Origin of the sequence: Sporosarcina thermotolerans (assembly GCF_030067815.1) — a bacterium.
Lineage (GTDB): Bacteria > Bacillota > Bacilli > Bacillales_A > Planococcaceae > Sporosarcina > Sporosarcina thermotolerans.
In genome coordinates this window covers 573,988-586,579 of record NZ_CP125968.1, presented here as the reverse complement: position 1 = coordinate 586,579, position 12,592 = coordinate 573,988, and the positions used below count along the sequence as shown (strand labels likewise).

The following is a 12,592-nucleotide window of genomic DNA, read 5'->3' as shown; positions in this document are numbered from 1 at the left end:
TTAAACAGCGGCACTAAATCTCCAACAAATCCTTTATATCTTCCTCCGTCAGTAACGAACCCATTTCCGCGTCAATGACTTCACCTATTAAATCCCTTTTCCTATCTTGCAACTCATTCATTTTATCCTCAACTGTTCCACGTGCAACAAGTTTGATGACGTGGACGACGTTCTGCTGGCCGATCCGATGTGCACGGTCCGCCGCTTGTTCCTCGACCGCCGGGTTCCACCATAGGTCGTATAATATGACGGTGTCCGCCCCCGTAAGGTTCAATCCCGTTCCGCCTGCTTTCAATGAAATCAAGAACAGATCACGCTCACCCGCGTTGAATCGGTCGCATAGTTCAAGTCGTTCCTCTGAAGGCGTTGAGCCATCTAAATAAAAGAATGGCGTCCCTTCCATTGCCAAATCCCTGCCGATGATTCCAAGCATTTTCGTGAACTGCGAGAAGATCAACACCCGCCTTCCCGCACGCTTCGATTCTTCGATCAATTGCTTTAACTGCTCGTATTTCGAGGAGGTTCCTTCATAACCATCGACGAAAAGACCGGGATGACAACAGATTTGACGCAACCTTGTTAGTCCTGCTAATATCCTAATTTTATTCTTCCGCAAGGTATCCTTATCTAAATGCCTTAATGTATCATGTCGCAGCTTTGCCAAATAAGCAGCGTAGAGCTCCTTTGTTCCGGCAGCAATTCCGACGACTCGATTGACTCAACCTTATCAGGCAACTCCTCAAGGACATCCTCTTTCATCCGCCGGAGTAAAAATGGACGGATGCGTCGTGCGACCGTTTTCCGCGAAAGCTCACTGAATTCCCGCAAGCCCATGAACAGTTCGGGAAAAACGACATGGAAGATTGACCATAACTCTTCCAATGAATTTTCGATAGGCGTTCCCGTCAACGCAAACCGATGGGTCGCCTGTAACTTCTTAACCGCTCTTGCAGTCTGGGTGAACGGATTTTTAAACGCTTGCGCTTCGTCAAAAAACACCGTATGGAATTTCTGCTTTTCGTACCATACAATATCCCGTCGTATTAACGGATAGGAGGTGATCAGGACATCTTTGTCATGAGCATTAGCTTGTCGCTCAGCCCTCTCCTTTTTATTCCCATCCAACACGATTGCGTCAATTTCCGGCGCAAACTTCTTTAGCTCACTCAACCAGTTATAGACAAGCGAAGACGGGCAAATGATAAGTACCTGCCGCTTTTCATCCCGGATTTTAGGCAATTCGGACTCGATGAACGCAATGCTTTGCAATGTTTTTCCGAGCCCCATGTCATCCGCAAGCACACCACCGACCCCGAATTCAGCGACCGTTTTCATCCATTTAAAACCGTTTTTTTGATAATCGCGTAAGATAGTTTCCAATGACGATGGTATGTCCCACGCGGAATTTTCCGGATGCAAAAGCTGACCAAGAAACTGACGGGCTGATTCCTCAACAGCAAGTATTTCATTGTTGCCGACAGAGTCCAGAAAACGAAGCCCCCTGGTAATCGGCATATTCAAACCCTTTTCCAGTTCATCTAACTCGCCGGGTACTTCATTCATAAAGCGACGAATCTCTTCAAACTCCCTCGTTTCAAGTGAAAGAAGGGCACCGCTACGTAATCGGTAGTATTTCCGCTTTTCCTCAAGTGCTTCAAGAATCCCGCGAATCTGCTTGTCCGGAATGCCATCCATGCTGAATTTGAATTCAAGCCAGTTAGTTTTTTCTTCAAATGCTTTCACGCGAATACGTGGTTTGGCGCTTCCCTGAAAATCCGGATCCGAATTGCAGTAGTCGCATAGACGCGTACAAGCTTCTCTAGCTTCGGAAGGACATTGTATAGGAACTCATATTCCAATTCCTCGTTATGCAATAAATAACCCTCATCTGTCTGAGCGAATGAGCTTTCCTCCATTATCCGTAGGATCTCCTCTTCCTTTTCCAAGTCGCGGACTAAAACGGAGCTTGCTGGCAATTCCCTTTCAATTAAAGGGTTGATGGCCATATGATCGTATTGGAATTCAAGGCTCGCAAGCAATCGGTTGTTCACTCGGTCAAGATACAGTTTTGCATTCAATGGGGATTTCACAAGCTGGTCCAAAACTGTTTCATCGAGTTGGACTTCGCCAATCCTACGCAAACCAGGAACTACTTTTTCGATGAAAAAGCCAATTTGTTCATTGGAAATCGGGAGACGATGCGTTCCCGACGTTTCCACCATCTGTTTCAAATCTGCAAGCCGCTTGCAATCCTCGCCTGATAATCGAAACAATTGCATATCACTAAGGACAAGATTATAAGGTTGTAGCATAAGAACATGATCCAACCCGTCAATTTTCAAGAAATGTCCCTTCTCCGGTCTTTTCCCGAAGTGAAATTTGACTGGTAAGCCCGTTTCACGGATACGTAAACGTGTTGCCGGCTTGCCGTAGATTTCCAAGTCAACTTCCTGTGCTTCATTCAAATCCGGAAGAAGCTTTTCCCAAGCGGGTGGGGGTATGACCAACGTTCGCGGAGTACCTCCACGGTAATTGTATGCCCCATTGTTAATCTCAATCAGCCTCTGTAAGACCGCGTCCGCTTCCCGTTTGAAACAATGGAGATTAACGTCAAACGTGAAGGTAGAATTCAATGAACTTGCCCGTCCTTCATTCACATCCTCCAAAAACTGCCGAATATCTTCTACTGGTACTCCTTCCACTTGCAAATTAATGCCTAACATAAAGGCTTTTTTAGTCGGAACCGGTGACAAAGTAAAGGTTAGGTCCAACACTTCCCTATCTTCAAAATGAAGCTGATGCCCGCTGGACCTCGGCTTGCTATCGAAAATGGAAAGTAAGCCTTCCGTTAATGAACTTTCAGTTGGTACTTCACGTTCATTCATGGTAATCAAAACAGCCGCCACATGCTGGCATTTGTATCTATAAAAAGGTAAAGTCGGACAACTACATTCCGTCCGAATTTCACCATCGTTCTCAACGTTGATTGTCACATGGAAATTTTCCTTCCCCTCCACAACCGCTTTGCAATAATCATCATGACATTGTTCAATAACCACTTTCCCTGCACGAGAATACATTTCGCCCCGTTTGAACGAAACAGAGCCACATAAATCCATAATTTTGTTTTGAGTTAAATGAATCCCCATTTGTTCATCTCCTTCCGAGACAATCACCCGTACAGGCGCTTGCTTATATATTACCATTTGAAGAGGCAGTTCAGAAATCTTTAACGGCCGCCTAAAATCGCCTTCATCAATCCAAAAACGCAAAAACTCCCCAATAAGCTCATAAATCCCCGCAATCACGCATATAACGCCCCAAAACCTTATAAACTCTATCAATCACGCATAAATCACTAAAAAGACGCATAAACGCAAAAAGGATGCACCCCACATGCATCCTTTTTGCATTCTATCTAACTTCCCCACTCTCCATAGGAAACACCTTACGCCAACCGAAAACACCGCAATCAGCAATAACACGATATACACATAAATCCCGCCAACCACTGCATTCGCAATTAAATGCGCGATAACGAAAAGCCCTGCTCCGAGGCTGATCAAAAACATCTTTGCGGACCCTTGTGATTGTGCAAACTCAAATGTTTGCGTGAATGGAAATTCATCAGCATTCATCCATTTATATGTTAGCAATGTATGGAGGATTGCACCTAATAATACCGCGAACAAGTCCGGTAAAATTCTTATCGAGAAAATGGAAATAAACGCAATTGACAGCATCAGGAAAACCGGTACATACAACTTTATGAAAAATGCTTTCAACGTCCCACTATATGCTGCCGTTGGTTGCTGGATCGGCGATGCCTTAAATAGCCAACTTCCTTTATAATTATCGGAAAACTGAAGCGTGTGAATGATTGTCGGAATCATCATGTTCCCGAAATAGATGAGCAAAAACATGCTACCGGTTGAGATTTCTGCAAGAGTTCTCATCTGCAATTCCGTAAAAATGAAAATGAATGGGAAGATGAAGGCGAATCCAAGGGATGGATACACTCTAAGCTTAAAATTCCTTTCCTGTTTCATCATCAACGACGCAAAACGGAAGAACATCCTCTCTTCCCGATTTCGGCAACAGACCCTTGCCCAGAAATCCGTCATGCGCCCGGACCTTTTCCTGCTTTTCGACTCACTCATTAACTTATCCATGTTTTTTTCGAATGAAGGCATTAGCTTCACATAAATATAAATGGAAATGATCGGGATTATCAAAGCAAGCACCGATAGTAGAATGAGTGTAGTTGAAAAGTCTTGATTCAACAACAATTCGAAGGCAGCTCCGAACCACATCGGCGGTAAAAACACATGCCACCAGTTGAATGTATACATCAATTCTAAGTCTGCGAAATTGAATGCACGAATGACGACTTGATACCCAATGATAACACCTACGGACAGTATGATTTGCACATAATTAATAATATCCTTCAGTCTTTCGCCGTCGAAAAAGCGTAGGACTACAAAATACATAAGAGAAGTGAAAACAACTATGAAAAGCATCGTTAATATCAATGCTGCAAGAAAGACAAGTGTGAATGCAATCCCGTTTTTGAACAACCCTATAATAAGCGGTATTGCGATGAAAGCTCCTGTTATGAAAAACATGTAGATCAATATATGGATAATCTTCGCCGTATTAATCGTCCTGCTGCTTACGGGTTTCGTCTGCAATACCGTTTTATCCCGAATATCAAGCAACACGGTGGAGAAATCGGATACCATCGTCGTTGCCAAAATGAACATCATGATACCGAATACGATACTCATCTGGAAGATATAATGGCCGTCCCGAATAACATGAACGGGATAATCATTAATCCGTATAGCCCATAGATCCATAAAGACTTCAGGAATTGATTGCCTTCCTTCTTCTTTTGTCCATTGAAAATAGTCGGCGTCCGTCTGCCATCCATTGTCAGTTTCATGCGCAATATCGTTTCCATCGCGCGATAGTCAATTCCTATCTTCACAAAAATCCATTTGAATTTTGAAAGGAGTGCAAGCGCACGGAACTCATTCATTGTTAGCTCCGCCTTCTACAATCGAGATGAACCGCTCCGCCCTGCTTGCATGATCCGTGAAACCAGTCAGCTGATTGAAGATGCCCGACAGTGATCCTTCTTCACTTCTCTCCTGCAATTCCTCGAAGCTGCCATCCGCCACGACAACTCCATTGACAAGCAGCACAATTCGATTGCTGATCTTCTCGACGATATCCATGATATGTGAGGAATAAAATATCGTCTTTCCTTGAGCTGCCAATTGTGAAAGCATCTCTCGGATGACCATCATGCTATTCGCATCAAGTCCGCTCAATGGTTCATCAAAAAACAATAGATCCGGATTATGGAGCAGGCTCGAAATGATAAGCACTTTCTGTTTCATCCCTTTTGAGAAGGAAGAAATCCTCGAATGCATCACATGACCTAACTCAAATTCCTCCATAAGCTTCTGCGCTTTCTCCTCGGCGAATTTTCTATCAAGCCCGTATAACTCCCCAGTGAATGCCAAATATTCCATAGCCGTCAAATTATCGTACAGTTCCGCCTGCTCCGGCACGTAACCAATCCGCTTCTTGTAAGATGGGTCCCCAGAAGCAATATCCTGCCCAAAGATTTCCACATGACCTTTATAATCTTCTATTAAACCAAGCATGATTTTCACAGTTGTACTTTTCCCGGCACCGTTAGGACCGATATAGCCTATGATCTGTCCCCGTTCCACTTCCAAGTTCACGCCATTCAATACGGTCTTTATCCCATATGTCATTGTGACGTCACGTAAAGATAACACCTTATTAGATGAATTCATCACAACACCCCATTTTTATCAGTTTACTACATTTACCCAATAGAAGTTTGAAAATATCATCTTTTTGAGACCATTCTTGACGAGTCAAAGGTCCTGAAGTGACCATATATCCCGGGAAATAATCGATATATGACGGGAAATGAATAATAACTTCTTCGAATTGATCGATATATGTTAGGAAATGATTGATATACTTCGGGAAATGATCAATAAATTTTCCGGAAGAGAACATTCAACTTTTTTCCGCTGAATTACATATGTATGCCACTAAACTTGTATGATTCGTTTTCTCTTCGCACAATCAAATTAACTTGTAACGATTCAACCACAAAAGTCGTTTTAGTATATAGAGCAACTTGGAAGAGGTGAACGTATGCCGATGAAACACGATGAGTTAGGTCCAAACAATACCCCAATTGAGGAGATTTGCCGCACTACATGGGAGCCGCTCTACCGATTCATCTACTATAAAGTGCAAAATCGGGAGGAGGCCCAAGAAATTACGCAAGAAACGTACATCAAAGCGATTCCCTATTTTCGAAAGGGACGGATAGAATCCGCTAAGTATCTGAGTTTCTTAAAAACCATCGCCCTTAACCTGATTCGTGATTCATGGCGAAAGAAGCAACGACGGGGCACAACAATTGAACTTGATGCCATTCAACCTTTAGAAGCGGCGGTTGATGATGAAACCAGTTTGAGTGACCAACGTTTTCTTATTGAAAAAGCACTCGGTCAATTGAATGAAGAACAAAGGACCGTCATCGAACTACGAATATTGAAAGGCTATTCGACTGCGGAAACCGCAAAAATCATGGATAAAAACGATGGTAATATCCGTGTCATGCAACACCGTGCATTACAGGCGCTTGCATCAATTTTAAAAAAGATGAATGAGAATGGAGGTATGAGGAATGAAAGATGAAGAACAAAGATTATCCGAGTTCATCGACCGACTGAATGAAGAAAAGAAGCCGGATGATGTTCATGGGGACAGTGGGGAATTAAAGGAACTTTATTCAACAGTCAAGCTTGTCCGTGCTCTTAAGGAACCTGAAATGCCCGCGTCTGACTTCTGGGAGAAGTTAGCCAACTCCCTGGGCACATCAACGAAAAGGAAATCAAGAAACGAAATTTATTTACCGGTTTAATTGGTATCGCCGCCGCTTGCCTTCTTGTATTTGCAGTGTTAATCCCGTTGACCCGCACTTCAATTGTAGCGGCAATGGAAAAGGCATTCAGCGAAGTGCAGGCGTATCATGGATCGATTGAAATACAATCGACAAATGAAGAAGGAGAGACGACCATCCAAGCAAAAATGGAAGTTTGGGCGGATCAAAAAGGGCGTTATTACGTGAAAGGAAACGAGGGCTTCAATAGTGGAGTCATTACGGTCAATAATGGGGATAAAAAGTGGCAGTTGAACCCCGAGAGTCAGCAAATCCACATACTTCCTACTTTCCCGGATACCTATCCTTTCACCTTTGAACTTGGCAATGAAATCAATGACATAACAGCTGCCCTATCGACTGAAATCATTGGAGAAGACATGATTGCAGGTAGATCGGCGACTATCCTTGAAGTTTCACCAAAGGGCGGCGAACCGTACAAGGTTTGGATAGATATGAAACGAATTTGCCGTTAAAAAAACAGACGGCATGGCAAAACGCCTTACAATACACTGTCCAATACTCCGAAATTGAAATGATGGATGTAATACCGGAAGAAGTACTATCCTTCATTACGCCAGAAGGTTATGAAGTAATTCAAACAAACCCTGAAAAAATCGTAAGCGATTTGCAGGAGGCTAAAGCTATTGCCGGATTCATCCCAACCCTACCAAATGAGGAAACCACAGGCTCTTCTTTAAAGCATATTGCAGTCGGTTTGGAAGAAATTAATGTGAAGAGCTATTACCGTTTTGCCGATGACGGTGAAATTGTCCTTTCTCAAAAGAAAGCAGACGAGGCATTAAAGCCTGATTATAAGTCGATTATCGGATTGGTAAATGGCCAACCTGCGGAAATACAACAATCCGTACAGGAAGATGCAGGATTATTTGGAACCAGGGAAAATCTGCCGGAATGAAAGCAATCCACTCTGTCCGTTGGCAAGAAGATGGCTATGAGTTCAGTATTGTCGGGAATACCCATGGAAAGATATTGAATCATTTGCGAAGGAGCTAACGGGTGGGGCAATTGAATTGCCGGAATCAAATAAAATTAGCGATACCTCTCCCGAAATCGATGTGCCTTATGATCTTACCGTTGTAGAAAACACGCAAAAGAGCGTCGATGCTGGGCATTCGCCATGGAATTTGGATCCTGTCTTCGTTGCACAAGTTTTCGCGAGCCTGCAACTTTCACCGGGAGGAATCGTTGGTGATTATCCAATTGCATACGAAGAGTTGAGAGTGTTGCAACAAACTAATTCGGATGCAGTTGTTGAAGTGAATAGTGACAAATCATCCATTTCCAAAATCTATTTGAAACGATTGGTTCGCCAAGATAACACGGGGATTTGGACGGTCGTTGGGTATGATTTGAAGCATGAATGAGAAATACCGGAAGCTTTTGTCTTCCGGTATTTTTTTATTCAGCGACAAACGCAAACACCGATAATGGTTCAATGACTACTTTTTCCTTCGCAGCCTTCAACAACTCCACTTCCGAATGAAGCAGTGATCTTAATTTATCCGGTACTACTTCAAGACGATTGATTTCCCCTTCATATTCCTTTAAAGTCATTGCAACTTCCCATTGTCCATCCTGCAAATCCGGCGATTGAATGATTTGCTCCCGTGCAACCGTCCAACCCGCGTCCTTTGCAATGCGCAGACAATCGGCAGGTGTGAACAATGTCCGCACATTTGCGAGACTGCTTTCCTTGAAGCATTCATAATGTGCTTGAATGAGAACAGCTTGGAGATGTGGATATTGCTCGAGCCTTTGAATCCGCGTATCCCATTCCGCAAAGCAAAGCTGCTTCCCCATTTTTGTACCTTGCTTAAAATGACGGTAAGCTCTTCCTCCGACCTTAAATAAAATGCACAATGTGAAAAGACAATATAGTCAAAGGACATTGGGGGAAAATCAATTTCATCCGATAAAACGTCCACACCGAATTCAATCTTCATTCTATCGCCCATATCGGAATCCAATAATTGATTGCGTGCTTCTCCCAACGTAATTGGCCCGCCATAGTCGGCTTGCGCAATATCGATGCCATGGACGAATCCTTGATTTCCAACCTTGTACGCTAATGCCGCAGTCGTATCACCTTGGCCACAGCCGATTTCAAGCACGCGATCGCCTTTTCGTATATTCCAAAATTCAACAAGCTTGAGCCGATGCCCCGTTTGAATACGTTGAATTTCTTTTTCTCCGTTATAGGTCGCCATGCAACCTACTATATATTCTATTGAGCCTCGATCCATAATCCATCTCCTCGCTTTTTAACTATCGTATCACTTTTAAGCTTCAAAAAAATAGAACGGCAACGCATTTTCTGCGCTGCCGTTCTCTATATTTATCACAACTCCTGATAATCCTTCATGAACCTTCCGCTTTCCTTCACTTCAGCATGATACAACGCCTTCAATGCGAAACTCTTCTCTAATTCGTGCTCCTTCATAATATCTTTGAGCCTCTTCGTCAATTCCGCATTGTTTTTCACAAGCAGTTCCATCTTCGACTTCGAATATTGCATGATTTTATCCTCCTTGTGCTTTTATTTAACCAGTGTAGCATATTCATCTTCTATTTCGCTTCCTATAAAAATAAAGCAAGTATAATTTAATTTCAAGAAGCAAAGCCTATTACAACGAGAATGGTTCTGACTTTTAAGCCTACTACTAATAGTAAGCAGTTGACGAATGGAATAAAATGATGTAAATTACAAAAGTACGAACGATGAACTAAATAATATAAATAATATTCGTATTTGGGAGTGTATATGATGGATACAGTATTTGATTATGAAGATATTCAATTAGTTCCTAATAAATGTATAGTAAATAGCCGTTCAGAGTGTGATACTTCGGTCACATTAGGTAAACATAAATTCGTCTTGCCGGTCGTTCCTGCAAATATGCAGACAATCATTGATGAAAAGATTGCTGTCCAGTTAGCTGAAGGTGGTTATTTTTATATCATGCACCGTTTCAATCCGGAAACACGTGCAGAATTCATTAAGGATATGCATGCCCGAGGATTGATTGCTTCCATTAGTGTCGGCGTTAAGGAAGATGAGTATGGATTCGTGGAGCAACTATCTGCAGATGGACTCGTTCCGGATTATGTGACGATTGATATCGCGCATGGCCATTCGAATGCAGTCATCCGTATGATTCAACATTTGAAAAAGCATTTGCCCGAGACTTTTGTCATCGCTGGTAATGTTGGTACTCCGGAAGCTGTCCGCGAGCTTGAAAATGCGGGCGCTGACGCTACTAAGGTCGGTATTGGACCAGGGAAAGTTTGTATCACGAAAATCAAGACAGGTTTCGGAACAGGCGGCTGGCAATTGGCGGCACTTCGCTGGTGTGCAAAAGCTGCGACGAAGCCGATTATCGCGGATGGCGGCATCCGTACACACGGTGATATCGCGAAATCCGTACGTTTCGGTGCGTCCATGGTTATGATAGGGTCACTTTTCGCAGGTCACGAAGAATCCCCTGGGGAAACAATTGAAGTGGATGGCAAGCTGTATAAGGAATACTTCGGTTCTGCGTCGGAATTCCAAAAAGGCGAAAAGAAGAACGTTGAAGGAAAGAAAATGCATGTTGAGTATAGAGGGAAGTTGCAGGACACGTTGACGGAAATGCAGCAGGATCTCCAGTCTTCTATCTCTTATGCTGGCGGAAATAAATTGGATGCAATTCGCACAGTTGACTATGTTATTGTGAAGAATTCTATTTTTAATGGCGACAAGGTTTATTGATTAACGGAAGGGTTGGCTAAATGCCAGCCCTTTTTTCATTTTAAAACCGACCTCTAAAACAAATGGATAACCCGACCCCCAAACGGGTATATCTGTCATACAGCCATAAAAAACTGGAGGAGTTTTTTTGAAAATGAAAATTCGCCATACGAAACGCTTTAAAGAAATTATCCATGCCTTTTTACGGAATGGACTTAGCCGTTTCCTACTCCGTTTAGGCCTAATAACTCGTAATGAATCAAAGCATGACACGTCCGATATGAATATGCAGGAAATCGGTGAAAAACTCCGGCAGGCATTACAGGAGCTTGGACCGACTTTCATTAAGCTTGGGCAAATTGCAAGTTCGAGGCGTGATCTTGTTCCTCCGATGATTGCGTTTGAGCTTGAGAAGCTGTTAGATCATGTTACGCCCGTTCCTTTTGAACAAATTCAAGAAATTGTCCAGTTTGAATTGGATGGACCGCTTGAGGAGTTTTTTAGCGAGTTTTCAGAGGAGCCCTTGGCGACTGCTTCAATTGGCCAAGTCCATGTATCAAGATTGCATTCGGGTGAACAAGTAGCAGTTAAGGTGCAGCGCCCCGACATAAGGCCAACGATGGAGACTGACCTTGCCATACTTGACGATTTTGCCAAGTTTTTAGTGAAAAGGGCGGATTGGGCAAAAACCTACCGCCTTCGCGATATGATCGTTGAATTCTCAAAGTCATTGCATAACGAGCTTGATTACCGTTTGGAAGGGCGGAACTGTGAACGCATTGCGAAACAATTTGAAAAGCAGCCAAACGTCTCCATCCCAAAGGTTCATTGGAATTTTTCAACGGATAAAGTATTGACGATGGACAAGATTGAAGGGATTAAAGCGAATGATTTGGAAAAACTCGACCAATACGGGTACGATCGCAAATTGATCGCTCGGAGGATTTTCGATTCGATGCTCCACCAAATTTTAGATGAAGGGTTTTTCCACGGGGATCCACATCCGGGGAATATTTTCATATTGCCTGATAACGTCGTGTCTTACTTAGACTTCGGAATGGTCGGACGGCTTGACAATAAACTAAAAGAGCAATTCGCCCCCCTTATCCTCCATATGCGTAATCGAAACACGGAAGGAATGGTAAGTCTTTTTTACGAAATGGGCATCATTTCCGATGAAACGGATTTACGGGCATTTACAAGGGACGTCGATGAACTACAAAACAAATACTATGATATCTCGTTAGATGAAATAAGCCTGGGTACTATTTTCATTGAGCTGTTCCAAGTCGCTTACCGACATAATATTATGATACCTACGGAAATCGCTGTGCTGGGGAAATCCATTCTAACATTGGAAGGTGTAATTTCAAAGTTGGATCCATCGTTGAACATGATGACGGCTGTTGAACCTTTCGGAAGAAGCTCATGTGGAAACGCTATAATCCAAAGAAGGTTTTAGAAAACTCATGGGTTGAGATTATCGGAAGTTTGGGTATCCTTTACCGTTTCCCGAAGGAATTAAAAGCGATTGCAACGACTATCCGTAAGGGAAAACTCAGTTTGGATGTTAATCCCCAACAACTAAAAATGATTTTAGGTAAACTTGATCAAATCAGCAATCGTCTGTCATTTAGCATCATGCTGTTTTCCCTTAGTATTCTCTTGGCAGGCTTGTTCATCGGTTCAGCCATCGTTGGACGCTCAAGTTTCCTTTGGCAATATCCGACAATCGAGGCTCTCTTCGTCATATTTTTGCTAATGTTCGTCTACCTAATCCATACCATCGGCCATCCCGACGGAAATAAAAGGTGCCTGCCACTGGTGAAATCTTAGCG

Annotated in this window: 18 protein-coding genes; 8 read left to right on the top strand and 10 right to left on the bottom strand. The window is 43.0% G+C overall.

What is annotated here, in order from left to right:
* Positions 1-13 precede the first annotated feature (13 nt).
* From QNH10_RS20410 to QNH10_RS03295, 7 genes are read right to left on the bottom strand one after another with little or no spacing between them, the layout of a single operon-like run.
* On the bottom strand, positions 14-664 hold the full coding sequence (locus QNH10_RS20410; protein ID WP_347177975.1) for a DEAD/DEAH box helicase: 651 nt from the start codon (positions 662-664) through the stop codon (positions 14-16).
* Positions 637-1,743, bottom strand: coding sequence for an SNF2-related protein (locus QNH10_RS20405; protein ID WP_347177974.1), 1,107 nt, complete (start codon positions 1,741-1,743; stop codon positions 637-639). Before QNH10_RS20405 ends, QNH10_RS20410 begins: the two co-directional genes overlap by 28 nt.
* On the bottom strand, positions 1,740-3,308 hold the full coding sequence (locus tag QNH10_RS20400; RefSeq protein ID WP_347177973.1) for an SNF2 helicase associated domain-containing protein: 1,569 nt from the start codon (positions 3,306-3,308) through the stop codon (positions 1,740-1,742). The genes QNH10_RS20405 and QNH10_RS20400 overlap by 4 nt, the downstream gene beginning before the upstream one ends.
* Positions 3,309-3,344: 36 nt before the next feature.
* Positions 3,345-4,790 carry a hypothetical protein gene (locus tag QNH10_RS03310; protein ID WP_283733504.1) on the bottom strand — a complete coding sequence of 482 codons (1,446 nt, stop codon included), beginning with the start codon at positions 4,788-4,790 and terminating at the stop codon, positions 3,345-3,347.
* Positions 4,787-5,044 (bottom strand): hypothetical protein, encoded by a 258-nt coding sequence (locus QNH10_RS03305; protein ID WP_283733503.1) that lies wholly within the window; start codon positions 5,042-5,044, stop codon positions 4,787-4,789. Before QNH10_RS03305 ends, QNH10_RS03310 begins: the two co-directional genes overlap by 4 nt.
* Positions 5,037-5,834, bottom strand: a complete 798-nt coding sequence (locus QNH10_RS03300) for an ABC transporter ATP-binding protein (RefSeq protein ID WP_283733502.1) — start codon at positions 5,832-5,834, stop codon at positions 5,037-5,039. The genes QNH10_RS03305 and QNH10_RS03300 overlap by 8 nt, the downstream gene beginning before the upstream one ends.
* Positions 5,821-6,066 (bottom strand): hypothetical protein, encoded by a 246-nt coding sequence (locus tag QNH10_RS03295; RefSeq protein WP_283733501.1) that lies wholly within the window; start codon positions 6,064-6,066, stop codon positions 5,821-5,823. Before QNH10_RS03295 ends, QNH10_RS03300 begins: the two co-directional genes overlap by 14 nt.
* Before the next feature lie 141 nt (positions 6,067-6,207).
* Here QNH10_RS03295 and QNH10_RS03290 point away from each other — a divergent pair, with 141 nt between their 5' ends.
* The 5 genes from QNH10_RS03290 to QNH10_RS03270 all read left to right on the top strand — a co-directional run bounded on the left by QNH10_RS03290 (position 6,208) and on the right by QNH10_RS03270 (position 8,391).
* Positions 6,208-6,759, top strand: a complete 552-nt coding sequence (locus QNH10_RS03290; RefSeq protein ID WP_283733500.1) for an RNA polymerase sigma factor — start codon at positions 6,208-6,210, stop codon at positions 6,757-6,759.
* Positions 6,749-6,985: a hypothetical protein gene (locus QNH10_RS03285; RefSeq protein ID WP_283733499.1), complete on the top strand. Its 237-nt coding sequence runs from the start codon at positions 6,749-6,751 to the stop codon at positions 6,983-6,985. Before QNH10_RS03290 ends, QNH10_RS03285 begins: the two co-directional genes overlap by 11 nt.
* A gap of 47 nt (positions 6,986-7,032) precedes the next feature.
* On the top strand, positions 7,033-7,479 hold the full coding sequence (locus tag QNH10_RS03280) for a LolA family protein (protein ID WP_283733498.1): 447 nt from the start codon (positions 7,033-7,035) through the stop codon (positions 7,477-7,479).
* The gene (locus QNH10_RS03275) at positions 7,449-7,922 is read left to right on the top strand and encodes a hypothetical protein (RefSeq protein WP_283733497.1); all 474 of its coding nucleotides are present in this window, start codon (positions 7,449-7,451) and stop codon (positions 7,920-7,922) included. Before QNH10_RS03280 ends, QNH10_RS03275 begins: the two co-directional genes overlap by 31 nt.
* A gap of 115 nt (positions 7,923-8,037) precedes the next feature.
* Complete coding sequence (locus QNH10_RS03270; protein WP_283733496.1) at positions 8,038-8,391, top strand: hypothetical protein; 354 nt, start codon at positions 8,038-8,040, stop codon at positions 8,389-8,391.
* Between the two features lie 34 nt (positions 8,392-8,425).
* On the opposite strand, the gene QNH10_RS03265 is transcribed toward QNH10_RS03270, so the two are convergent.
* From QNH10_RS03265 to QNH10_RS03255, 3 genes are all read right to left on the bottom strand, one after another.
* Complete coding sequence (locus QNH10_RS03265; protein ID WP_283733495.1) at positions 8,426-8,581, bottom strand: hypothetical protein; 156 nt, start codon at positions 8,579-8,581, stop codon at positions 8,426-8,428.
* A complete protein-coding gene (locus QNH10_RS03260; RefSeq protein WP_283733494.1) occupies positions 8,578-9,270 on the bottom strand; it encodes a methyltransferase domain-containing protein in 693 nt (230 codons plus the stop codon). Before QNH10_RS03260 ends, QNH10_RS03265 begins: the two co-directional genes overlap by 4 nt.
* 95 nt (positions 9,271-9,365) lie before the next feature.
* On the bottom strand, positions 9,366-9,542 hold the full coding sequence (locus QNH10_RS03255) for a hypothetical protein (protein ID WP_283733493.1): 177 nt from the start codon (positions 9,540-9,542) through the stop codon (positions 9,366-9,368).
* Positions 9,543-9,791: 249 nt separating this feature from the next.
* On the opposite strand from QNH10_RS03255, the gene guaC reads away from it, so the two are divergent.
* The 3 genes from guaC to QNH10_RS03240 all read left to right on the top strand — a co-directional run bounded on the left by guaC (position 9,792) and on the right by QNH10_RS03240 (position 12,590).
* Complete coding sequence (gene guaC / locus QNH10_RS03250; protein ID WP_283734559.1) at positions 9,792-10,775, top strand: GMP reductase; 984 nt, start codon at positions 9,792-9,794, stop codon at positions 10,773-10,775.
* 133 nt (positions 10,776-10,908) lie between these two features.
* Positions 10,909-12,216 carry an ABC1 kinase family protein gene (locus tag QNH10_RS03245; protein ID WP_283734558.1) on the top strand — a complete coding sequence of 436 codons (1,308 nt, stop codon included), beginning with the start codon at positions 10,909-10,911 and terminating at the stop codon, positions 12,214-12,216.
* A complete protein-coding gene (locus QNH10_RS03240; RefSeq protein ID WP_283733492.1) occupies positions 12,183-12,590 on the top strand; it encodes a hypothetical protein in 408 nt (135 codons plus the stop codon). Before QNH10_RS03245 ends, QNH10_RS03240 begins: the two co-directional genes overlap by 34 nt.
* The last annotated feature ends 2 nt before the right edge of the window (positions 12,591-12,592 follow it).